General features: G+C 73.3%; 19 protein-coding genes. 14 read left to right on the forward strand and 5 right to left on the reverse strand.

Going from position 1 to position 21,755, the window contains the following annotated elements:
- Positions 1–37 precede the first annotated feature (37 nt).
- Both DEJ35_RS03990 and DEJ35_RS03995 read left to right on the forward strand, forming a co-directional pair.
- Positions 38–3,934, forward strand: coding sequence for a Pls/PosA family non-ribosomal peptide synthetase (locus tag DEJ35_RS03990; protein WP_111192094.1), 3,897 nt, complete (start codon positions 38–40; stop codon positions 3,932–3,934).
- Positions 3,935–3,948: 14 nt separating this feature from the next.
- Positions 3,949–5,277 carry a M1 family metallopeptidase gene (locus tag DEJ35_RS03995; protein ID WP_258378429.1) on the forward strand — a complete coding sequence of 443 codons (1,329 nt, stop codon included), beginning with the start codon at positions 3,949–3,951 and terminating at the stop codon, positions 5,275–5,277.
- A gap of 21 nt (positions 5,278–5,298) precedes the next feature.
- Here DEJ35_RS03995 and DEJ35_RS04000 read toward each other — a convergent pair whose 3' ends face one another.
- On the reverse strand, positions 5,299–5,568 hold the full coding sequence (locus DEJ35_RS04000) for a helix-turn-helix domain-containing protein (RefSeq protein ID WP_027465796.1): 270 nt from the start codon (positions 5,566–5,568) through the stop codon (positions 5,299–5,301).
- A 32-nt stretch (positions 5,569–5,600) separates the two neighbouring features.
- On the opposite strand from DEJ35_RS04000, the gene map reads away from it, so the two are divergent.
- The gene (gene map / locus DEJ35_RS04005) at positions 5,601–6,368 is read left to right on the forward strand and encodes a type I methionyl aminopeptidase (protein WP_111124238.1); all 768 of its coding nucleotides are present in this window, start codon (positions 5,601–5,603) and stop codon (positions 6,366–6,368) included.
- Here map and DEJ35_RS04010 read toward each other — a convergent pair.
- Together DEJ35_RS04010 and DEJ35_RS04015 are read right to left on the reverse strand one after the other, a co-directional pair.
- Positions 6,352–6,906: a 4'-phosphopantetheinyl transferase superfamily protein gene (locus DEJ35_RS04010; protein WP_181435503.1), complete on the reverse strand. Its 555-nt coding sequence runs from the start codon at positions 6,904–6,906 to the stop codon at positions 6,352–6,354. The genes map and DEJ35_RS04010 overlap by 17 nt on opposite strands.
- A gap of 72 nt (positions 6,907–6,978) precedes the next feature.
- A complete protein-coding gene (locus DEJ35_RS04015; protein ID WP_017885770.1) occupies positions 6,979–7,182 on the reverse strand; it encodes a hypothetical protein in 204 nt (67 codons plus the stop codon).
- A 283-nt stretch (positions 7,183–7,465) separates the two neighbouring features.
- On the opposite strand from DEJ35_RS04015, the gene DEJ35_RS04020 reads away from it, so the two are divergent.
- From DEJ35_RS04020 to DEJ35_RS04040, 5 genes are all read left to right on the forward strand, one after another.
- Complete coding sequence (locus tag DEJ35_RS04020) at positions 7,466–9,304, forward strand: YgcG family protein (protein ID WP_181435504.1); 1,839 nt, start codon at positions 7,466–7,468, stop codon at positions 9,302–9,304.
- Positions 9,305–9,417: 113 nt separating this feature from the next.
- Positions 9,418–10,143, forward strand: a complete 726-nt coding sequence (locus DEJ35_RS04025) for a PspA/IM30 family protein (protein ID WP_110859024.1) — start codon at positions 9,418–9,420, stop codon at positions 10,141–10,143.
- 44 nt (positions 10,144–10,187) lie between these two features.
- Positions 10,188–11,009 carry an arginase family protein gene (locus tag DEJ35_RS04030; RefSeq protein ID WP_111123429.1) on the forward strand — a complete coding sequence of 274 codons (822 nt, stop codon included), beginning with the start codon at positions 10,188–10,190 and terminating at the stop codon, positions 11,007–11,009.
- 55 nt (positions 11,010–11,064) lie between these two features.
- Positions 11,065–12,468 carry an NAD(P)/FAD-dependent oxidoreductase gene (locus DEJ35_RS04035; RefSeq protein ID WP_111192097.1) on the forward strand — a complete coding sequence of 468 codons (1,404 nt, stop codon included), beginning with the start codon at positions 11,065–11,067 and terminating at the stop codon, positions 12,466–12,468.
- A 2-nt stretch (positions 12,469–12,470) separates the two neighbouring features.
- Positions 12,471–12,827 (forward strand): Fe-S oxidoreductase, encoded by a 357-nt coding sequence (locus DEJ35_RS04040; protein ID WP_175330772.1) that lies wholly within the window; start codon positions 12,471–12,473, stop codon positions 12,825–12,827.
- Between the two features lie 990 nt (positions 12,828–13,817).
- Here DEJ35_RS04040 and DEJ35_RS04045 read toward each other — a convergent pair.
- On the reverse strand, positions 13,818–14,636 hold the full coding sequence (locus DEJ35_RS04045) for an ABC transporter ATP-binding protein (protein ID WP_111192098.1): 819 nt from the start codon (positions 14,634–14,636) through the stop codon (positions 13,818–13,820).
- Positions 14,636–15,535 carry a siderophore-interacting protein gene (locus tag DEJ35_RS04050; RefSeq protein WP_258376336.1) on the reverse strand — a complete coding sequence of 300 codons (900 nt, stop codon included), beginning with the start codon at positions 15,533–15,535 and terminating at the stop codon, positions 14,636–14,638. The genes DEJ35_RS04045 and DEJ35_RS04050 overlap by 1 nt, the downstream gene beginning before the upstream one ends.
- A 65-nt stretch (positions 15,536–15,600) precedes the next feature.
- Here DEJ35_RS04050 and DEJ35_RS04055 point away from each other — a divergent pair, with 65 nt between their 5' ends.
- From DEJ35_RS04055 to DEJ35_RS04080, 6 genes are read left to right on the forward strand one after another with little or no spacing between them, the layout of a single operon-like run.
- Positions 15,601–16,611 (forward strand): alpha/beta fold hydrolase, encoded by a 1,011-nt coding sequence (locus tag DEJ35_RS04055; RefSeq protein ID WP_181435505.1) that lies wholly within the window; start codon positions 15,601–15,603, stop codon positions 16,609–16,611.
- Positions 16,608–18,152, forward strand: a complete 1,545-nt coding sequence (locus tag DEJ35_RS04060; protein ID WP_111123434.1) for an ABC transporter substrate-binding protein — start codon at positions 16,608–16,610, stop codon at positions 18,150–18,152. The genes DEJ35_RS04055 and DEJ35_RS04060 overlap by 4 nt, the downstream gene beginning before the upstream one ends.
- 46 nt (positions 18,153–18,198) lie before the next feature.
- Positions 18,199–19,152 (forward strand): ABC transporter permease, encoded by a 954-nt coding sequence (locus tag DEJ35_RS04065; RefSeq protein ID WP_110859030.1) that lies wholly within the window; start codon positions 18,199–18,201, stop codon positions 19,150–19,152.
- Entirely contained in the window at positions 19,149–20,015 is an 867-nt protein-coding gene (locus tag DEJ35_RS04070; protein WP_110859031.1) for an ABC transporter permease, read from the forward strand. The genes DEJ35_RS04065 and DEJ35_RS04070 overlap by 4 nt, the downstream gene beginning before the upstream one ends.
- Positions 20,012–20,839: an ABC transporter ATP-binding protein gene (locus DEJ35_RS04075; RefSeq protein ID WP_111192099.1), complete on the forward strand. Its 828-nt coding sequence runs from the start codon at positions 20,012–20,014 to the stop codon at positions 20,837–20,839. The genes DEJ35_RS04070 and DEJ35_RS04075 overlap by 4 nt, the downstream gene beginning before the upstream one ends.
- Positions 20,836–21,618, forward strand: a complete 783-nt coding sequence (locus DEJ35_RS04080) for an ABC transporter ATP-binding protein (RefSeq protein WP_111192100.1) — start codon at positions 20,836–20,838, stop codon at positions 21,616–21,618. Before DEJ35_RS04075 ends, DEJ35_RS04080 begins: the two co-directional genes overlap by 4 nt.
- Positions 21,619–21,755 lie beyond the last annotated feature (137 nt).

Consider the following 21,755-nt stretch of genomic DNA (forward strand, 5'->3'; position numbering starts at 1 on the left):
GGCCGGTCGTCCCGCACGCGACCGGGAAGAGGCCTCGATGACCACCGGCACCGGGAACGCGCAGCTCGAACTCGCCCGCGGCGGCGACGCACCCGCCCCACGGACCCTGTTCGACGTCCTGGCGGCGACCGCGGCGACCCACCCGGACGCGACCGCCCTCGAGGACCCCGGCGGCAGCGTCGACTACGCCGCCCTGCTCGACCTCGTGCGCGCGCAGGCCGACGACCTGGTCCGCCGCGGTGTCCGCCGGGGCGACCGGGTCGGGGTGCGGATCCCCTCCGGTGGGCGTGACCTGTACCTGTCGATCCTCGCCGTGCTCGCCGCCGGAGCCGCGTACGTGCCGGTCGACGCCGACGACCCCGAGGAGCGCGCCACCCTGGTGTTCGGCGAGGCCGGTGTCGTCGGGGTGATCGGCGCGGGCGGTGTCCTGCGCGACCGCGACGGCACAGAGCTGCCGGTGATGGACCCTGCGGCGAGCGCCGAGCTCCCGCGCGAGACCGACGACGCGTGGATCATCTTCACGTCCGGGTCGACCGGGGTGCCGAAGGGTGTGGCGGTCACTCACCGCAGTGCTGCGGCGTTCGTGGACGCCGAGGCTCGGATGTTCCTGCAGGCGGCGCCGATCGGTCCGGGTGACCGGGTGCTGGCTGGTCTGAGCGTGGCGTTCGACGCGTCGTGCGAGGAGATGTGGTTGGCGTGGGGGCACGGTGCCGCGTTGGTGCCGGCGCCCCGGTCGTTGGTGCGGACGGGGGTGGACCTGGGGCCGTGGCTCATCGCGCACACGATCACGGTGGTGTCGACGGTGCCGACGTTGGCGGCGTTGTGGCCGGACGATGCGCTGGAGCAGGTGCGGCTGGTGATCTTCGGTGGTGAGGCGTGCCCCCCGGAGCTGGCGGCGCGCATCGCGAGTCGTGACCGTGAGGTGTGGAACACGTACGGGCCGACCGAGGCGACGGTGGTGGCGTGCGGGTCCCTGCTCGACGGGAGCCAGCCGATCCGGATCGGGTTGCCCCTGGACGGGTGGGACCTGGCGGTCGTCGACGCGTCGGGGGCCCGTGTGGCGCCCGGAGGTGTCGGGGAGCTGGTGATCGGCGGGGTCGGGCTGGGGCGGTACCTGGACCCGGCGAAGGACGCGGAGAAGTACGCGCCGTTCCCGGAGCTCGGGTGGGAGCGGGCGTACCGGAGCGGGGACCTGGTGCGGTACGAGCCCGAGGGGCTGGTGTTCCAGGGGCGTGCGGACGACCAGGTGAAGCTCGGTGGCCGGCGGATCGAGCTCGGGGAAATCGATGCGGCGCTGCAGGCCCTGGACGACGTGGCGGGTGGTGCTGCGGTGGTGCAGCGGACGCCGGCGGGCAACCAGGTGCTGGTCGGGTACGTGGCTCCGGTGGCCGGTGCGACGGTGGACGTGGCTGCGGCGAACGCGCGGTTGCGGCAGGAGCTGCCGGCGGCGCTGGTGCCGTTGGTGGCCGTGGTGGAGTCGCTGCCGACGCGGACGTCGGGGAAGGTCGACCGTGCGGCGCTGCCGTGGCCGTTGCCGGGGGCCTCGGACGCCGCGATGCTGCCGGACACGGTGGCGTGGATCGCCGAGCGGTGGTCGGCGATCCTCGGGGTACCGGTGGCGAGCGTGGACGACGACTTCTTCGCGCACGGCGGTGGGTCGTTGACGGCGGCGCAGCTGGTGTCCGCCATCCGGGAGCGGTTCCCGACGACGACGGTGGCGGACGTGTACGACCACCCGCGGATCGGGGCGTTGGCGGCGGCGCTGGACGAGTCCGGCCCGGTGGCGGCATCGTCGCGCGACGTGTCTCCGGTGCGCCCGGCGACGGGGCTGCTGATGACGTTGCTCGGGCTGCCGGTGCAGGTGCTCCGGGGGTTGCGGGTGCTGACGTGGACGGCCCTGGTGGCTGCGGTGCTGCACGCGACGACGTTGCCGTTCCTGCCGGTGCTGCCCTGGCCGGTGCTGGTGCTGGTGCTCCTGGTGTTCGTGACGCCGATCGGCAAGATGGCGCTGACGGTGGTGCTGTCGCGGCTGCTGCTCGCCGGGGTCCGGCCGGGGGCGTACCCCCGTGGTGGTTCGGTGCACCTGCGGGTGTGGCTGGCCGAGCGCATCGCCGAGGCGGTCGACGGCCCCTCGACCGCGGGTGCCCCGTGGATCAGCTACTACGCCCGGGCGCTCGGTGCGCGGATCGGCAGGGACGTCGACCTGCACACGCTGCCGCCGGTGACGGGGATGCTCACGATCGGCAAGCGTGCGTCGATCGAGCCCGAGGTCGACCTGGCCGGGCACTGGCTGGACGGCGACGTGTTCCACCTGGGGCACGTCCGTGTCGACGAGGACGCCGTGGTGCGCAGCCGGACGACGCTGCTGCCGGGGGCGCACGTCGGCGCGGGTGCCGAGATCACCGCGGGTTCCGCCGTCGGCGGCCCGGTGCCCGCGGGCGAACGCTGGGCGGGAGCGCCGGCGGAGCGCACCGGGTCGGCTCGTGACGACCGGGAGGCCCGTCCCGCGACCCGTCGGCGCTGGCTGCTCGCGTACGGGGCCGGGTCCCTGGCCGTTGCCGGGTTGCCGGTCGTCGGTGTCGCGGTCGGACTGCTGGTCGCCCTCGCCCTGGTCGGGCGGGCGTCGACCCTGGGCGACGCGGTGCTCCGTGCGCTGGTGACGGTCCCCCTGGTGACGGTCGTCGCCGGTGCGGTGTACGCGCTGCTCGTGGTGGTCGCGGTGCGGCTGCTCGGCATCGGCCTGCACGAGGGGCGGCACCCGGTGCGCTCCCGGATCGGCTGGCAGGTGTGGTCGACCGAGCGGGTGCTCGACGCGGCGCGCACCCTGTTGTTCCCGCTGTACGCCTCGCTCGTGACGCCGGTGTGGCTGCGGCTGCTCGGTGCCCGGGTCGGTCGGGACACCGAGATCTCGACGGTGCTGCTCATCCCGGCGTTGACGCAGATCGCGTCGGGGGCGTTCCTGGCCGACGACACGATGGTGGCCACGTACGAGCTCGGCGGCGGTCGGGTGCGGATCGGTCGCTCGAAGGTCGGCCGGCGGGCGTTCCTCGGCAACAGCGGGATGACGGGTGCCGGACGCTCGGTGCCGCGCGAGGCACTGGTGGCGGTGCTGTCCGCGGTGCCGAAGAAGGCCAAGCGCGGGTCGTCGTGGCTCGGGTCGCCCCCGGTGCGGCTGCGGCGTGCGGCGACGGAGTTCGACGAGGCGCGCACGTTCCGTCCGTCCGGGCGGCTCAAGGTCGCCCGCGGCTGCTGGGAGCTGCTGCGCCTGGTCGCCCCGATGGTCTCCGCCGCCATCGCGCTCGGCGTGGCCGGAGCACTGCTGGCGCTGTGGTCGGCCGTCGGGATCGGGTGGACGGTGCTGCTCGCCGGGCCGGTGCTCATCGCCGCCGGTGCCGTCGCCGCCGTGGTGTCGACGATCGCGAAGTGGGCGTTCGTCGGCCGGATCACCGCTCGGGAGCACCCGCTGTGGTCGTCGTTCGTCTGGCGCAACGAGGTGCAGGACACCTTCGTCGAGACCGTCGCGCGCCCCTGGTTCGCCGAGCAGGCCACCGGCACCCCCGCGCTGGCCGTCTGGCTGCGGAGCCTCGGTGCGACGATCGGCCGCGGCACCTGGCTCGAGACCTACTGGCTGCCCGAGGCCGACCTGGTCACCATCGGCTCCGGGGCATCGGTGGCGCGGGGGACGGTCGTGCAGACGCACCTGTTCCACGACCGCGTGATGCAGCTCGACACCGTCCGACTCGACGCGGGTGCCACGCTCGGGCCGCACAGCGTGGTCCTCCCAGCGGCCGGCATCGGTGCCGGGGCGACGGTCGGGCCGTCCTCGCTCGTCATGCGCGGTGAGCAGGTACCGACGGGCTCCCGCTGGTCCGGCAACCCGATCGCTCCGTGGACATCGGCCGCACTGTCGGTGACAGCCCCACCGACGCCATGAGGTTGACTGTCCCCGTGCCCTCCGATCCCGCCGCAGACCCGTACACCCCGCACAGCGGCGACCGACGGTGGAGCGCCGAGCACTACGAGCTCCGTCTCGACTACCGCGTCGCCACGAACCGCCTGGACGGCACCGCCACGATCACCGCGCGCGCCCTCGAGCCCCTCGACAGGGTCGTGATCGACCTGCACGGGCTCACGGTCGACCGGGTCGACGTCGACGGACGCCGGGCCAAGAAGGTCTCGACCGCGACGCACAAGGTGACGGTCACCCCGGCCGACCCCATCGCCGCCGACACCGTGTTCTCCGTGCACCTGCGGTACCGCGGCACCCCGCACCCCGTGCGGAGCGCGTGGGGGCAGCTCGGTTGGGAAGAACTGTCCGACGGCGTCATCGTCGCCGCGCAGCCCACGGGAGCGCCGTCGTGGTTCCCGTGCAACGACCGACCCGACGACAAGGCCACGTACCGGATCGAGATCGCGGCCGAGGCGGCGTACGACGTCCTGGCGAACGGGGAGCTGCTCGCCAAGGAGCGCGACCGCGTCGGCACCCGCTGGACCTACGCCACCACCGAGCCGATGGCGACCTACCTGGCGACCGTGCAGATCGGCCGGTACCGCACCACGAAGGTGCGCACGAGCGGGGTCCCCGTCACGCTGCACCACCCCGCCGACCTCGCCGCCGCCGCGAAGACCGACTTCGGCCAGGTGCCGGAGATGCTCGCGCTGTTCGGTGACCGGTTCGGCCCGTACCCGTTCGCGGCGTACGGCGTCGTGGTGACCGACGACGACCTCGAGATCCCGCTCGAGGCCCACGGCCTGGCGGTGTTCGGCCGGAACCACGTCGACGGCGAGCACGGCACCGACCGCCTCATCGCCCACGAGCTCGCCCACCAGTGGTTCGGCAACTCCGTCACGGTCACCCGGTGGCAGGACATCTGGCTGCACGAGGGGTTCGCCTGCTACGCCGAGTGGCTGTGGTCCGAGGACCGCGGCGACGACACCGCCGACCAGCTGGCCGAACGGTACCGGCAGGGACTGCTCGAGCAGCCGGAGGACCTGGTGGTCGGTGACCCGGGCGCGAAGGACATGTTCGACGACCGTGTCTACAAGCGCGGTGCCCTCGCCCTGCACGCCGTCCGCCGCACGATCGGCGACGACGCCTTCTTCACCGGGCTACGGAGCATCACCGAGCGGCACCGGCACGGATCCGTCACCGTGCCCGACGTGCTCGGTGCGTTCGCGGACGCCACCGGCCGCTCCGTCGCGGACGTCCGTGCGGTGACCGGGCCCTGGATCGACGAGGCGTCGGTGCCGGCACTGCCCGCGCCGCGCGGACGGTAGCAGGCTCCGCCGCCGCGTCGGCTAGCCAGCCAGCTCGCCGTCGGCCGGGTCGCAGCTGACCTCGGACCAGACGGCGTCGAGCGACAGCCCGACCACGCCCGCGACCGACGCGATCGTCGAGAACGCCGGCGTCGCGATGCGGCCGGTCTCGATCTTCCGGAGCGTCTCCGGCGAGATCCCCGCGGCCAGGGCGGTGTCCACGATCGATCGCGGACCACGGGCACGACGGAGCAGCGCACCGAGGCGACGTCCGCGCGCGACCTCGTCGGGGCGGAGTGGGAGACGGACCATGACCACATAGTAATACCGGTATGATCATCAGCGTGATCGAGATCCTGACCCCCGCCGAGGTCGACAAGGGCCGCGCCACCGGAGCCCTCGTCGGCACGATCCTGCAGACCCTGCGCGAACGCACCCGCGTCGGCACGAACCTGCTCGAGATCGACCGGTGGGCGAAGCAGATGATCGAGGCCGCTGGCGCCGACTCCTGCTACGTCGACTACGCGCCCTCGTTCGGCCGCGGTCCGTTCGGCCACCACATCTGCACGGCTGTGAACGACGCCGTGCTGCACGGGCTGCCGCACGACCAGGTGCTGCGCGACGGGGACCTGCTCACCCTCGACCTCGCGGTGTCCCTGGACGGCATCGCCGCCGACGCCGCGATCAGCTTCGTCGTCGGCAACCCGCGCCCCGAGGACCTCGCACTCATCGACGCCACCGAACGGGCACTGGCCGCGGGCATCGCCGCCGCCGGACCGGGTGCCCGCATCGGTGACCTGTCCCACGCGATCGGCACCGTCCTCGAAGCCGCGGGCTACCCGGTGAACGTCGAGTTCGGCGGGCACGGCATCGGCTCGACCATGCACCAGGACCCGCACGTGTCGAACACCGGTCGCCCCGGTCGCGGCTACACGCTCCGACCCGGGCTCCTGCTCGCGCTCGAACCGTGGGTCATGGCGGACACCGACGTCCTGGTCACCGACGCCGACGGCTGGACGCTGCGGAGTGCCACCGGAGCGCGGACCGCCCACACCGAGCACACCATCGCCATCACCGAGGACGGCGCCGAGGTGCTCACGCTCCCCCGCTGACCGTCCCGACCACCTCGACGGACAGCCCACCCGCCGCGACGACGAGCACCACGTCCGGCGCGGGGTACAGCACGGTGAGCGGTTGTTCGACACCCTCGAACCTGGCGGTGCCGGCGGCCACGTCGACCTCGACCGCGAGCGGGTCGACGCGCAGCCCGCGTCCGTCGCGTTTCAGCACGGCCTCCTTGGCCGCCCACGCGGCGGCGAGGAGCGCCGGGTCCCCGTCGGCTCGACGGAGTTCGTCCGGGGTGAACGCGTCGAGCGGCGCGGCAGCGACCCGCGACACCCGTTCGACGTCGACGCCGAGCGCCGGAGCGCCGACCGCGAGGGCAACGACCCCCGGTGCGCGCGACAGGCTCACGCCGACCGTGGTGGCCGCGGCGGTCGCCCACGGACGACCGTGGTCGGTCCCCGCGCAGTACGGGCAGACGCGCCCCGCGCGCACCGCGACCGTCTCGACGCCGGTCGCCGAAGCGACGGCGGCGACCAGCGCCTCCCGGTCGTCCGCGCGGTCAGAAGCCGGCGTCCGGAGCGTCACCGTGACGGTCTGGAGGCGCGACCCAACGACCGGGGCAGCGCCCGTCGGTCGTGTGGTCGCGCCCAGAGCGGATCAGGCGTGCGTCAGCGCGATGAGCGCGACGTTCATGGTGCTGTACTGACCCTCGGAGCGGGTCGCCTGGCGGACTCGTCCGCGCAGGACCTCGTAGCGGCCGTCGTGCTCGCGCACGAAACCGATCACACCCGTCGCCGGCGTCGACACCCGGTGGTAGCCGTCCTCGAGCGGGACGACCTCGGTGCTCGTGGTGCGTTCCATCGTTCTTCCCCTTCCGTTCATCCTCGAACAGTGGCGCCAGTCTACCCCGTCCGGGGGACAAGACGTCCACAGGAAGCACGGTCCGGAGCGTTCCCCCAGAGTCTGTCCGTGCCCCTGCGTGGCCTGGATAGACTCCGGGCGACAGCGCACTCGTGGCGCGGTCCGGTGCGGTGCCACGGGGTACCGACCGGCGACGGACGGAGGACGGATGCGAGCGGTCCAGCACGGATCGGGCACGGACGGATCGAGCGGGCACAGGGGGACAACGCGGCTGTGGAGCCGTGTGACGGCGGCCCTGGTCGCGATGCTCATCGTCCTGGCTCCGGCAGCGACCGCCCACGCCACGGCGCCCGTCGACCTGGGCGGCGCGTACGTCCTCGACGAGGCCGACGCGCTCACCGCATCCCAGCAGGCGCGGGTCGAGCAGGCCGTGCAGGACCTGTACTCCGAGACCCAGACGCAGCTGTTCGTCGTGTTCGTGCCGTCCTTCACCGATCCCACCGACCACACCGAGTGGGGCCGGGCCGTGCTCGAGCAGAACCAGATCGACACCGACGGCATCCTGCTCTCGGTCGCGGTCGACGAACGCAACTACGACGTCCAGCAGACGAACGAGACCGCGATCTCCTCGTCCGACGTGGAGAACGCCGTCAACGACTCGCTGCTCCCCCGGCTCAAGCAGGGCGACTGGTCCGGCGCCGCCGTGGCCTTCGCCGACGGGCTGACCCAGTCGCAGGCCCCGGTGGACCTCACCTGGCTGTGGGTCCTGCTGCTCGCCGTGGTCGTCGGGCTCATCGTCGTGGTCCTGGTCATCCGGACCCGGAACAAGCGCCGCACCGCCGCGGCGACCAAGGCGCAGGAAGCCTCGCTCGCCGACCTCGAACGCACCGCCGGCGGCGCGCTGGTCACCATCGACGACGAACTCCGCACCGCCGAGCAAGAGGTCGGGTTCGCGAGCGCGCAGTTCGGCCCCGACGCCGCCAAGCCCTTCGCCGACGCCGTGCAGGCCGCTCAGCGCGAGGTCCGCAAGGCCTTCACGATCCGGCAGCAGCTCGACGACGAGATCCCCGACACCCCCCAGCAGCGCGCCGAGTGGGCGAACCAGATCATCGTGATCTGCGAACGGGCGCACGCCGCCATCGAGGAGCAGACCGAGGCGTTCGACCAGCTCCGGTCGCTCGAGGACGGCATCGAGGACGCAGCCGTGTCGCTCGCCCAGGCCGTGGCCGCCGCACCGGCCTCGGTCGGAGCCGCCGCCGCTGCACTCGACCGGGTCCGCGCCCGCTACACCGGACGCACCCTCGCGACCGTGGCGAACAACGTCGACCAGGCTCACCAGGTGCTCGCCTTCGCCACCGAACGCTCGAACGCGGCCACCGCCTCGATCGCCGCCGGTGACAAGGGCGAGGCCGTCGTCGCCGTCCGTGACGCCCAGCACGCGCTCGCCCAGGTGCAGCAGCTCACCGACGGCGCACTCGCCGCCGAGCAGTCCTTCGACGAGGCCACCGCCCGCGCCGAGGCGATGCGCATCGACATCCAGGGGGACGTCGCCGCCGCCCGCAGCCTGCGCTCGGGCGGGCCGGACCTCGCCGCCGCGGTCACCCGAGCCGAGGCCGTGCTCCGCCAGGGGCTCGACCCGAAGGACCCCGTGGCGGCCGTCGACGCGCTGACCCGGGCGAACACGGAGATCGACCAGGCCATCGCCGCGGCCCGGGGTGCCGAGGAACAGCGCCAGCGCGCCACCCAGGCGCTCGACGCGGCCCTGCGCGACGCCCGGAACCGGATCAGCCAGGCCCGCGACTACGTCTCCCTGCACCGCGGCGGCATCGGCCCCACCGCCCGGACCCGGCTGTCCGAGGCCCAGCGCGCCTACGACGACGCCGTCGAGCTCGCACCGAACAACCCGGGCCAGGCGCTCAACGCCGCCCGCGCGGCCGAGCAGTACGCCGCTGCAGCGATGGACGCCGCCAACGACGACCTCGGCGGCTGGGGTGGCGGCCAGGGCGGTGGCGGTGGTGGTGCCCAGCTCGGTGGACTCGTCACCGGACTCGTCCTCGGCGGCCTGCTCGGCGGTCGCGGCGGCAGCTACGGCGGCGGCTTCTCCGGCGGCGGCCGCTTCTGACGGGCGCGCTCCCCCGCACCCGACCCGACCGGACCCGACCCGACCTCCGGCACCCCAGAACCAGACACGACCCGACAACACCGTCCACAGGACTTCCACGAAAGGGAACAGCAATGGCCAAGCAGACCATCTTCGGACGCATCTCCACCCTCGTGCGCGCGAACATCAACCAGATCATCGACGACGCCGAGGACCCGCAGAAGATGCTGGACCAGCTCGTCCGCGACTACACGAACAACATCGCCGACGCGAAGACCGCGATCGCGCAGACCATCGGCAACGTGCGCCTGCTCGAGCAGGACCACGAAGAGGACAAGAAGGCCGCGGTCGAGTGGGGCCAGAAGGCCGCCAACGCCTCGGCCGCCGCCGACAAGTACCGCTCCGAGGGCAAGTCGGCCGAGGCGGACAAGTTCGACAACCTCGCCAAGATCGCGATCGGCAAGCAGATCGCCGCCGAACAAGAGGTCAAGGACGCGGAGCCGAACCTGGCGTCGCAGAACGAGGCCGTCGAGAAGCTCAAGACCGGCCTCGCCGGCATGGAGCAGAAGCTCGAGCAGCTCCGCGCGAAGCGGGACAACCTCGTCGCCCGCTCGAAGACCGCCGAGGCGCAGTCCCGCGTCAACGACGCACTCGGCAACATCGACGTGCTCGACCCGACGAGCGACCTCGGCCGCTTCGAGGAGAAGGTCCGCCGCGAAGAGGCGAAGGTGCTCGGCCAGCAGGAGCTGCAGTCGTCCAGCCTCGACGCCCAGTTCGAGAGCCTCGAGGACGTCGGCAAGGACGCCGAGGTCGAGGCACGGCTCGCCGCGCTGAAGTCCGGCGGATCCTCGAGCATCTGACGAACGCCCTGACGACGCCGGACCCCAGCTGACAGACTGAGACGATGCACTTCCTCGTGGTCGGTCAGTGGCAGGGTTCGGCGTCGTCGCGCGCGATGCGGCTCGGGGACGGCGCGTCGGCGATCGCGGCCGACCTCCCCCGGGCGTCCACCACCGTGGTCGACGTCCCGGCCGGAGCGGGTGACCGCCTCGAGACCGCCGTCGCCCGCTACACCTCGGTGCTCGCCGTCGCCGAACGCGTCGCCGAGGAAACCGCCGTCGCCACCGAACCGGTGCTCGTCGTCGGCGGCGACGGCGCCAGTGTCCTCGGCGCGACCGCCGCCCTCGCACCGGACACCGCGTTCGTCCGCATCTCCGGGTCCAGCGGGTACCGCGCGCTCAACCGAGCCCAGCCCGTCGCCGCCGAGACCGCCGCCCTGCGCCTGCTGGTCGACCGCCCCGACGACCTGTTCCCCGGCCTGCCCGTGGTGCCGGCGTCCTCGGTCGTCGTCGCCGGGGTCCGCGGGGTCGAGGACGCCGAACGGGCCGCCCTCGACAAGGCCGGGATCGTGCACCTCGACGTCGACGCCGCCACCTCGGACGCCCTCGCCGCAGCGGTCGAGCGGACCGGTGCCGCATCGGTCTTCGTGCACGTCGACCTCGACGTCCTCGACCCGTCCGAGGTCGACGGACTCCTCGAACCCGTCCCGTTCGGCCTCGACGGCGCAGCGCTCGTCGAGCGCATCCAGGCCGCGACGCGCGGCCGCCGCCTCGTCGGCGCCGCGCTCACCGGATTCGCCCCCGTCGACCCGGACCGGGCGGTGGACGACCTCGGCGTGATCCTGCGCGTCGTCGGAGCGGTGACCAGCGCCTCCCGGGTGGGCTGAGCACGGGCACGACGCGACCGGCGGACCCCCTGCCGGCCCGCGTACGCTCGGCAGCATGACGGACTACGACCTCATCGTGATCGGAGCCGGCGCTGTCGGCGAGAACGTGGCGGACTACGCCAGGAAGCGCGACCTGTCGGTCGCGATCGTGGAGGCCGAGCTCGTCGGCGGCGAGTGCTCCTACTGGGCGTGCATGCCCTCGAAGGCGCTCCTGCGCAGCGGACACGCCCTCGCCGCCGCCAAGCGGCTCGACGGTGCGAAGCAGGCCGTGACCGGCACGCTCGACGCCGCACACGTGCTCGCCCGCCGCAACTCGTTCACCTCCGACTGGAAGGACGACAGCCAGGTCGCGTGGCTCGAGTCCGCCGGCATCGACCTGATCCGCGGGCACGCCCGCATCACCGGCCCGAAGACCATCGACGTCGACGGCGAGACGCACACCGCGCGCGCCGCCGTCGCGGTCGTCACCGGTTCGCTGCACACGCTGCCCCCGGTGCCCGGTCTCGCCGAGGCGAAGCCGTGGGGCACCCGCGAGGGCACCAGCGCCCAGCAGGTCCCCGAGAGCCTGCTCGTCATCGGCGGCGGCGTCTCCGGCTCGGAACTCGCGACCGCGTGGGCGTCCCTCGGCGCGAAGATCACCCTCGTCGCCCGGCACGGTCTGCTCGGCGGCATGGAGCCCTTCGCCGGGGAACTCGTCGCCGACTCCCTGCGCGAACTCGGCGTCGACGTCCGCACCGGCGTCAACCCGGTCCGGGTCGACCGCGACGAGCACGGTCTCGTCACCACGGAGCTCGACGACGGCACCACGGTCATCACGAGCGAGGTGCTCGCCGCCACCGGCCGCGCCGCGCACACGCGTGACCTCGGGCTCGAGACCGTCGGCCTGACCGCGGGCGACTGGCTCGACGTCGACGACACCATGCTCGTGCACGGCACCGACTGGCTGTACGCCGTGGGTGACGTCAACCACCGCGTCCTGCTCACCCACCAGGGCAAGTACCAGGCCCGTGCCGCCGGCGAGGCGATCGCGGCCCGGTACCAGGGCACGCCGCTGCACACCGAGCCGTGGGGTGCACACGTCGCCACCGCCGACCACGCCGCCTCGCCGCAGGTCACCTTCACCGACCCCGAGGTCGCGAGCGTCGGCCTGACCGAGGCGAAGGCCCGCGAGCAGGGGCTGAACGTCCGCGCGGTCGAGTACGACCTCGGTGCGATCGCCGGGTCCTCCCTGCAGGCCGACGGCTACACGGGCCGCGCGAAGATGGTCGTCGACGAGGACCGCGGGGTCGTCGTGGGCGTCACGTTCGTCGGCCAGGACGTCGCCGAGATGCTGCACGGCGCCACCGTCGCCGTCGTGGGCGAGGTCCCGATCGACCGCCTGTGGCACGCGGTGCCGGCCTACCCGACGATGAACGAGATCTGGCTCCGCCTGCTCGAGACGTACGGCCGCCCGGCCTGAGCGTGCGCAACCCGCTGCTCGACTCCCCCGTGTCCCGTGCGGGGTGGGTGTTCGCGACGGCCGTCGGGCTCGCCGTGGGCGTCCCCCTGTCGACCGGGCGGATCCGGGTGGAGGACGGGCTCGTGGTCTGCACGGGGCTGCCGCGCTGGGTCTTCCGGCGCGGAGGCACCTGCGTCGGGTCCGTGTACCTGACCCGCGACAACGACGGCCCGCGGGTGCTCCGGCACGAGCGGGTGCACGTCGAGCAGTGGCGCCGGTACGGCATGCTCATGCCGCTGCTCTACGCCGTCGCCGGGCGGGATCCCCTGCGGAACCGCTTCGAGGTCGAGGCCGGCCTGGAGGACGGCGGCTACCGCTGACGGGTGCGGCGGGCGCTGCGTCCTGCGTCCCGCCGAGGTCGCTTGCGGTCGCCTGCGGTGGCCTGCGGTGGCTTGCGGTGGCACGACACGCCGTGTGCGCGTCGTCGTGGTCGCGCGAACTGTCGTCCCGACGCCGGTCGGGCGGCAGTTCGTGCCACCTCGGTGGGCGTGCCGACCGGCGGCTCGGTCGGTCGCGACACCCCGCCGGGTGCGCTGCGAGCGGTCACAGACCGTCGCCCGCGGCGCCCCCAGCCGACGGTTCGTGACCACTCGGCGCCCGGCCCACGACGTGTCCTGACCACTCGGCCGCGGGCCGGCCAGGCGACGAAACGCGACCGATCGACGGCCTGGAGGCGCGTGGCGGCGCCGCCCCGGCCTCCAGGCCGCCGCGCCCCACGCCCACTGCACCCGCCTGCCGGTCACAACACCCCGCCGGGTGCGCTGCGAGCGGTCGCAGACCGTCGCCTGCGGCGCCGCCAGCCGACGGTTCGTGACCGCTCGGCGCCCGGCCCACGACGTGTCCTGACCACTCGGCCGCGAGCCGGCCAGGCGACGAAACGCGACCGATCGACGGCCTGGAGGCGCGTGGCGGCGCCGGAACAGGGTCACGGCCGGTCACAACACCCCGCCGGGCACACCGCGAGCGGTCGCAGACCGTCGCCTGCGGCACCCCCAGCCGACCATTCGTGACCGCTCGACGCCCGGCCCACGACGTGTCCTGACCACTCGGCAGCAGGCCGGCCAGGCGACGAAACGCGACCGGCCCACTGCCTGGAGGCGCGTGGCGGCGCCGGAACAGGGTCACGGCCGGTCACAACACCCCGCCGGGCACACCGCGAGCGGTCGCAGACCGTCGCCTGCGGCACCCCCAGCCGACCATTCGTGACCGCTCGGCGCCCGGCCCACGACGTGTCGTGACCACTCGGCGGCGAGCCGAGCAGGCGGCAGCAGGCGGCAGCAGGCGGCAGCAGCGGCAGCGCCGCAAGCGCGTCAGGCCGCGCGCCGCCGGGGCACCACGAGGGGTGTGCCGGTCTCGGGGTCGGGGACGACGACGCACGGCAGGCCGAAGACGTCCTCGACGAGGTCCGCGGTGAGCACCGACGCTGGCTTCCCCGCCGAGACGATCGCCCCGTCGCGCATCGCGATGACGTGGGTGGCGTAGCGCGCAGCCTGGTTCAGGTCGTGCAGCACCGCGACGACCGTGCGACCGGCGGCGTGCAGCGTGGAGGCCAGTTCGAGCACGTCGTACTGGTGCGCGATGTCGAGGAAGGTCGTCGGCTCGTCGAGCAGCACGATGTCGGTCTGCTGCGCGAGCACCATCGCGATCCACACCCGCTGCCGCTGCCCGCCGGAGAGCTCGTCGACACTGCGGTCGGCGAGTGACACGGTCTCGGTCTGCTCGAGTGCGGCCTGCACGGCCTGCCGGTCGGACCCGGACGACGGGTGCAGCAGGTCCTGGTGCGGGAACCGGCCCCGGGACACGAGGTCGCGCACGGTGATGCCGTCAGGGGCGATCGGGGTCTGCGGGAGCATCCCGACCCGCCGGGCGACGGCCTTCGGGCGGTACGAGTCGATCGGCGCCCCGTCGAGGAACACCGTGCCGGCTCGCGGCTTCAGGGTGCGGGCGAAGGACTTCAGCAGCGTCGACTTGCCGCAGGCGTTCGGCCCGACGATGACCGTGAGCTCGCCGTCGGGGATGTCGACGTCGAGCGTGTCCACCACGACCCGGTCGTCGTAGGCCAGGGTCAGCCCTCGGGCCCCCAGCGCGGTGGTCGGGACCGGACCGAGGGCGGTGCCCGCGGCCGGCATCAGTGCTCGGCCCTGCCGTGCCGCCAGTACCCCATGAACGCGACCTGCTTGCGGTCGATGCCGACACCGCGCACCAGGTGGCGGCGGAGTTCCTTGACGCAGCCGGCCTCGCCAGCGATCCAGGCGTACACGGGGCGCTCGTCGACCGGGGCGGGGACGTCCCACAGCACCTGCTCGTCGACGTCCACGTCGGTGAGCTCGACAGCGGGACCGCGGCCGACGGACGTCGGCGCGACGGTGGAGGCCCAGGCGTGCACCTGGTCGGTCATCCGGACCCCGTGGGTGGCGCCGTTGCGGGCGATCCAGCGGACCTCGACCCCGGCGGGCGCGGTGACCGGCAACCGGTCGGCGTCGGTGGGCACCTCGATGAAGACGTGGCCGACGGCCGAGACGTCGAGGGCTTCGAGGATGGCGCAGATGGCCGGTGCGGCGGTCTCGTCCCCGGCGAGCAGGATCCGGTTCGCGTGCCCGGGAGCGAACTCGGCGGCCCCGGTCGGCAGGTCCTCCGGCGACTCGGGGACCCGCGGCCCGACGATGCGCAGCTCGTCACCGACGCAGCAGGCCGACACCCAGCGCGACGCCGGACCGGTGTCGCCGTGCGCGACGAAGTCGATGTCGAGCTCGCGGGCGTCCGGTCGGAACGAGCGGACGGTGTACGTGCGGAGCGGGTTGCGGGTCTCGTCCGGCAGAGCACGCCACGCGGCGTACCAGTCCTCGTCCTCCGGCAATTCGGAGAAGCCGATGCCGGGCAGGGGCAGCACGATCTTGATCCGCTGGTCGAGACCGACCGAGGAGAAGTCGGCGAGCGCCTCGCCCGTCAGCGTCACCCGGACGAAGTTGGGGGTGAGCGACGTGACGGCGGCCACGCGGACGGAGAAGACGCGATACCGGGTTGCCACGGAATCGAGTATGGCATGCCTTACCTCACGTCTCCAGGCCCCGGAACGGTGCGAGGATCGTCCCCGTGTCCGAAGCCCCCGACGACGAATTCGCCGACCTGCCCGCCCTCGCCAGCGCGAGCGGCGTGCATGCGCCGCTCCGCGCCTCCAGGCAGGTGGTCCGCACCACGGACGGCCAGGAGATCTCCGCGATCAGGTGGGGCGACGACGGCCAGGAGGCCCGGATCACCTACCTGCACGGGCTCGGCATCGACGCCCACAGCTTCGACACCACGGCACTCGCCGTGGGCGAGCCGGCGGTCGCCCTCGACCTGCCCGGCCACGGCCGGTCGTCGTGGCGGGAGGACGCGGACTACGCGGCGGCCGCGACGGCGCCCAGCGTGCTCGACGCGCTCGACGCGCTCGCGGTGCCGCCCGGGATCGTCGTCGGCCACTCGCTCGGCGCCATCCTGTCCGCTCGACTCGCGGCCACCGCGCCGGAGCGGGTCACCGGACTCGTGCTCGTCGACATGTCGCCGGACTTCGCGCAGCGTGCGGTCGACCGGATCGCCCGCGCGCTCGAGGCCGAGGAGCCGTTCGAGTCCCTCGATCAGGTCGTCGACCGGGCGATCGAGGCACGGGTCGGCGACGACCGGCAGGTGCTGCTCCGTGAAGCCCGGCACACGACGGCCCTCGGTGCGGACGGGCGACTCGTGCGCCGTCACCACTTCCCGCACCTGCCCGCCGGGCGGACGTCGTCGGTGGGGCGCTTCGCTGATGCGTGGCCGGACCTCGAGGCCCTGCGCGTGCCGATCCTGCTCGTCCGGGGTGACCGCGGGTACGTCTCCCCGAAGCTGCACGCCGGCTTCGCCGAACGCCTGCCGGACGCCGAGATCGTGACGGTGACCTCGCGGCACGCGGTGCAGAACCAGGCACCCCTCGAACTGGCTTCGGCGATCCGGGCATGGGCGGAGCGGCACGGATTGTTGCACCCGATCGAAGAACCGTCGCCGGACGGCACCAGCCGCCGGTACCCTCGTGCGAGCGCGAGGCCCGATCCCAGCCCTCGCGCCCGGAAGGAACCCACAACCCCATGAGTCCGCTCCTGCCCCGTCGCACCGCGCGCACCTCGCGCATCGGGCGTGCTGCCCTCGCCGCCACTGCGATCGCCGTCGTCTCCGCCCTGGCGTTGACCGGCTGCTCCGGCTCATCCGACACCACCGGGGGCAAGGACGCCACGGTGCGCGTCGGGCTGGTGCTCGAGCCGACGAGCCTCGACATCCGCACCCAGTCCGGGGCGGCGCTCGACCAGGTGCTCATCGACAACGTGTACCAGGGGCTCGTCGGCCGGACCGCCGAGGGCGACGTCCGCGACGTGCTGGCCTCGTCACACGAGGTCTCGGACGACGGCCTGACCTACACGTTCACGCTGCGCGACGGCACGACGTTCCAGGACGGCAAGCCGGTCACCGCGGCCGACGTCGTGTGGTCGCTCGAGCAGGTCAAGTCGAACGACTCGTACGTCGACTCCGCCAAGCTCGCGGGCGTCACGTCGATCACCTCGCCGTCGGAGGACTCCGTCGTGCTGCAGCTGGCGAAGCCGGACTCCGACCTGCTCTGGAACCTCACCGGTCGCTCGGGCCTGGTGCTCGAGAAGGCCGCGGGGAACGACCTCTCCGACAGCGCCAACGGCACCGGCCCGTTCGAGGTGACCGACTGGAAGCAGGGCGACTCGCTCACCTTCGACCGCAACGAGGACTACTGGGGCACGAAGGCGAAGGTCGCGAAGATCGTCTTCCGGTACATCACGGACCCGTCGACCGCCGTCAACGCGATGGCGAACGGTGACCTCGACGTCCTGAACCCGGTCGACGGCACGCTGCAGAGCCAGCTGCAGGGCAACGCCGACATCGCGCTGCACAGCGGCAAGACGACCGACAAGTACACGCTGGCGTTCAACAACCGCAAGGAACCGTTCACGGACGAGCGCGTGCGCCGGGCCATCCGGCAGGCGATCGACGCGAAGGCGCTCATCAAGGCGATCGGCGGCACCGGCGTGGAGCAGGGCGGCCCGATCCCGGAGCTCGACCCCGGCTACGAGGACCTGACCGACATCGACGCGTACGACCCCGCGAACGCGAAGAAGCTCCTGGCCGCCGCCGGTCAGCGGGACCTGAAGCTGACGCTCACCTACGCGAACATCTACCCGACCACGATCGGCGACGTGCTGAAGTCGCAGCTCGCCGACGTCGGGATCACCCTGACGGTCAAGCGTGTCGACTTCGCCACCTGGCTGTCCTCGGTGTTCCAGGCACCGAAGTCCGGCGAGCGGGACTTCGACCTGTCGATGGTCGACCACGTCGAGGCCCGTGACTTCGGCAACTGGGCGAACCCGGACTACTACTTCGGGTACGACAACGCGACGGTGCAGGCGCTCTACGCCCAGTCGATCGCGGCGACCGACGAGGCCACGAAGACCGAGGCACTCCGGAAGGCGGCGCGCATCGTCAGCGAGGACGCGGCCGGCGAGTGGCTCTACACGGCGACCGAGATCACCGCGGTGCGCTCCGGCGTGACGGGCTTCCCGGTCGACGGCGGGAACTCGCGCCTCGACCTGGCGAAGCTCGCGGTCAAGTGAACCGGAGCGGCCGCGGCGCGGGGTGCGTCCCCGTAGCATCGGTGTCGTGACCCGGTTCCTCATCGGGCGGGTGCTCCTGCTCGTCGTCGGCCTGCTCGTGGCGAGCGTCATCATCTTCGCCACGCTCCGCGTGCTGCCCGGTGACGTCGCCCAGGTCGTCGCCGGCACGCAGTCGACCCCCGCGCAAGTGGAACAGCTCCGGCAGCAGCTCGGACTCGACCGGCCCGTCGTGGTGCAGTACCTCGACTGGATCGGTGGCGTGTTCCGCGGTGACCTCGGCCGCTCCCTGGTGACGAACGGTGCCGTCGCGCCGGAGATCGCGCAGAAGCTCGCGATCACCCTGCCGCTCGCCGCGATGTCCCTGGCGACCGCGCTGGTGATCGGCGTCCCGCTCGGGGTGATCGCCGCGGTGCTCCGTCGCCGCCCGGGTGGCGCGGTGATCGGGTTCGCGGCGCAGGCGGTCGCCGCCGTGCCCGTCGTGTGGGCCGGCATGCTCCTCGTCGCCCTGTTCGCGGTGACGCTGCACTGGCTGCCGACGCAGGGCTTCCCGCTCGACGGCTGGTCGGAACCCGGGCGGGCGTTCGCGTCGCTCGTGCTGCCCGCGCTCACGATCGGTGCGGTCGAGGGCGCCGTGATCCTCCGGTTCACCCGATCCGCCACGCTCTCCGTCCTCGACGCCGACCACCTGCGCACCGCCGCCGCCGTCGGCCTCACCCGCACGCAGGCGCTGCTCCGCCACGGTCTGCCGAGCGTCGCCCTCACGGTGCTCGCCGTGCTCGGCGTCCAGATCGCCGGGCTGCTCGTCGGAGCCGTCGTCGTCGAGCAGCTGTTCTCCCTGCCCGGGGTGGGCCGGATGCTCGTGACCGACGTCGGCCGCCGCGACATCACGAAGGTGCAGTCGGAACTGCTCGTGCTCACCGGACTCGTGCTGCTCGTCGGGTTCGCCGTCGACGTCGTGCACCGCACCCTCGACCCCCGACAGCGCGAGGTGCAGGGATGATCCGCCGCCTGGTGTCCCGGCCGACCGGGGTCTTCGCCGTCGTCGTGCTCGGCCTGCTGCTCGTGCTCGCCGCCGTGTCACTCGTCTGGACACCGCAGAACCCGTTCCGCGCCGACCCGTTCCACCAGTGGGAGGGGCCGAGCGCCGCGCACTGGTTCGGCACCGACGCCGCCGGCCGGGACATCGCGAGCTACCTGCTCGCCGGCACCCGCACCACCGTGCTCGTCGCCGTCGGTTCCGGGGTGATCGCGAGCGTCGTCGGCATCGTCCTCACCGCGATCGGGTCGCTCACCGCCCGCTGGGTGCGCGAGGGCACCGCGGTCCTGCTCGACATCCTGGTGGCGTTCCCGACCCTGCTCACCGCGATGCTCCTGACCGCGGTGTTCGGCGGGTCGCTCGGCGTCGTGATCGTCAGCGTCGGGCTGTCCTTCGGCGTGACGATCGCCCGCGTGGCCCGCGGTGAGATCCGCCGGATCGCCCGGAGCGACTACGTCACGGCGGCCCGGGCGTCCGGCGTCGGCGGTGCCGGGGTGCTCTTCCGTCACCTGGTGCCGAACGCGGCGCCGCTGTTCACCGTGCAGCTTTCGCTCGCGATGGCCACGGCCGTGCTCGCCGAGGCCGGGCTGTCCTACCTGGGCTACGGCGCCGGATCGGACACCGCTTCGTGGGGCAGCCTGCTGTCCGACCTGCAGACCTACATCGGGGTCCACCCGTGGAGTGCGACCTGGCCGGGAGCCGCCATCGCCCTCGTCGTCGCGGCACTGTCGTTGCTCGGCGACGCGGTGCGTGACGCCTCGGACCCGCGGCTGACGACGAGCGACCGGACCGATCCCGGCACGACCACGCCGGGGGTGACCGCATGACCGACCACGCAGCCAACACCGACGCAGCCGGCACCGCCCACGCCACCGCAGCCTCCGGGCTCGAGGTGCGCGGGTTGTCGGTCCGCATCACGGGGCGGACGATCCTCGACGACGTCAGCTTCACCGTGCCTCCCGGCCAGCGCGTCGGCGTGATCGGCGCGAGCGGATCCGGAAAGTCGATGACCTCGCTCGCCCTGATGGGCCTGGAGCCCACCGGCGCCGTCGTCACCGGCAGCATCCGCCTGGACGGCACCGAACTCGTCGGCCTGCCCGACCGCGAGCGCGCGCGACACCGCGGCGCGGGCATCGCGATGGTGTTCCAGGAGCCGGGCACAGCGCTCGACCCGCTGCGACGGGTCGGCGCGCAGATCGCGGAGCCGCTCCGGCTGCACCGCGGGCTCGACCGGCGTGCGGCCCGCGCGGCAGCCGTCGACCTGGCGGCGTCCGTGGGCCTGCCCGACCCGGAGTCGCTGCTGCGGCAGTACCCGCACCAGCTGTCCGGCGGGCAGCGGCAGCGGATCTGCATCGCGATGGCGATGGCGGGCGAGCCGTCGTACCTGGTGGCCGACGAGCCGACCACGGCGCTCGACGTCACCACCGAGGCCCGCATCCTCGACCTGTTCGAGCACCTGCCGGCGGGCATGGTGTTCGTCACCCACGACCTCGCCGTGCTCGCGCGCATCGCCGACACCGCGGTCGTCCTCGACGCCGGTCGGGTGGTCGAGCAGGGCCGCGTCGCGGACCTGCTCGCCGCACCGCAGCACCCCGCCACCGCCGCGCTCGTCGACGCCGCACGTGCCACCGCCAGGAGGACCGCCCCGTGACCCTCCCCGTCCTCGAGGCCGCCGGTCTCCACCGCACCTACCGACTCCCCCGCCGCGGCCCGTTCGAGCCCGGTCCGGTCCGCACCGCGGTCGACGGCGTCGACCTGACGGTCGCTCCCGGCGCACGACTCGGCATCGTCGGCGAATCGGGATCCGGCAAGTCCACGCTGGTCCGGTTGCTCGCCGGCCTGGAGGCCCCTTCCGCCGGCACCGTCGCCGCCTCCGGCCGTCCGGTCGCGTCCCGGTCCGCGCGGGCGTTGCGCTGGTTCCGTCGCGAGACCGGGGTGGTGTTCCAGGACCCGTACGCGTCCCTCGACCCGCGGATGCGCGTCGGGGCGATCGTGGCCGAGCCGTTGCGGGCGCTGCAGGTCCCGGGGTCGCACGACGACCTGGTGCGTGCCGTGCTGGAGCGAGTCGACCTGCCCGCCGACACGGTCGACCGGTACCCGCACGAGTTCTCCGGCGGGCAGCGACAGCGGATCGCGATCGCCCGGGCCGTGGTGCACTCGCCCCGGATCCTGTTCGGCGACGAGCCGATGAGCGCCCTCGACGTGGTGGTCCGTGCCCGGGTGATCGAGCTGTTCCGGTCGCTCGCCGACGACCTCGGGCTGACGCTCGTGCTGGTGTCGCACGACATCGGCGTCGTGCAGCGGCTGTGCGACACGGTCGCGGTGATGTCCGACGGCCGCATCGTCGAGCACGGACCGGTGTCGCTCCTCGACGATCCGCAGCACCCGGTGACGCGGGCGTTGGTGGCGGCGGCACCGACGCTGCCGTAGGGCGGCCGGCGCGGCCCGGGGCGAACGTGGGGGTACCGACGCGGAGCGACACCGTCGACGTCGTACGACGACGACTCCGTCGCACCTCCCGCCGCGCCCACCGAGTCCGGCGTCCTGAGCCGACGGTGCACGCCGCC

It is taken from the genome of Curtobacterium sp. MCPF17_051 (assembly GCF_003234595.1).
Lineage (GTDB): Bacteria > Actinomycetota > Actinomycetes > Actinomycetales > Microbacteriaceae > Curtobacterium > Curtobacterium flaccumfaciens.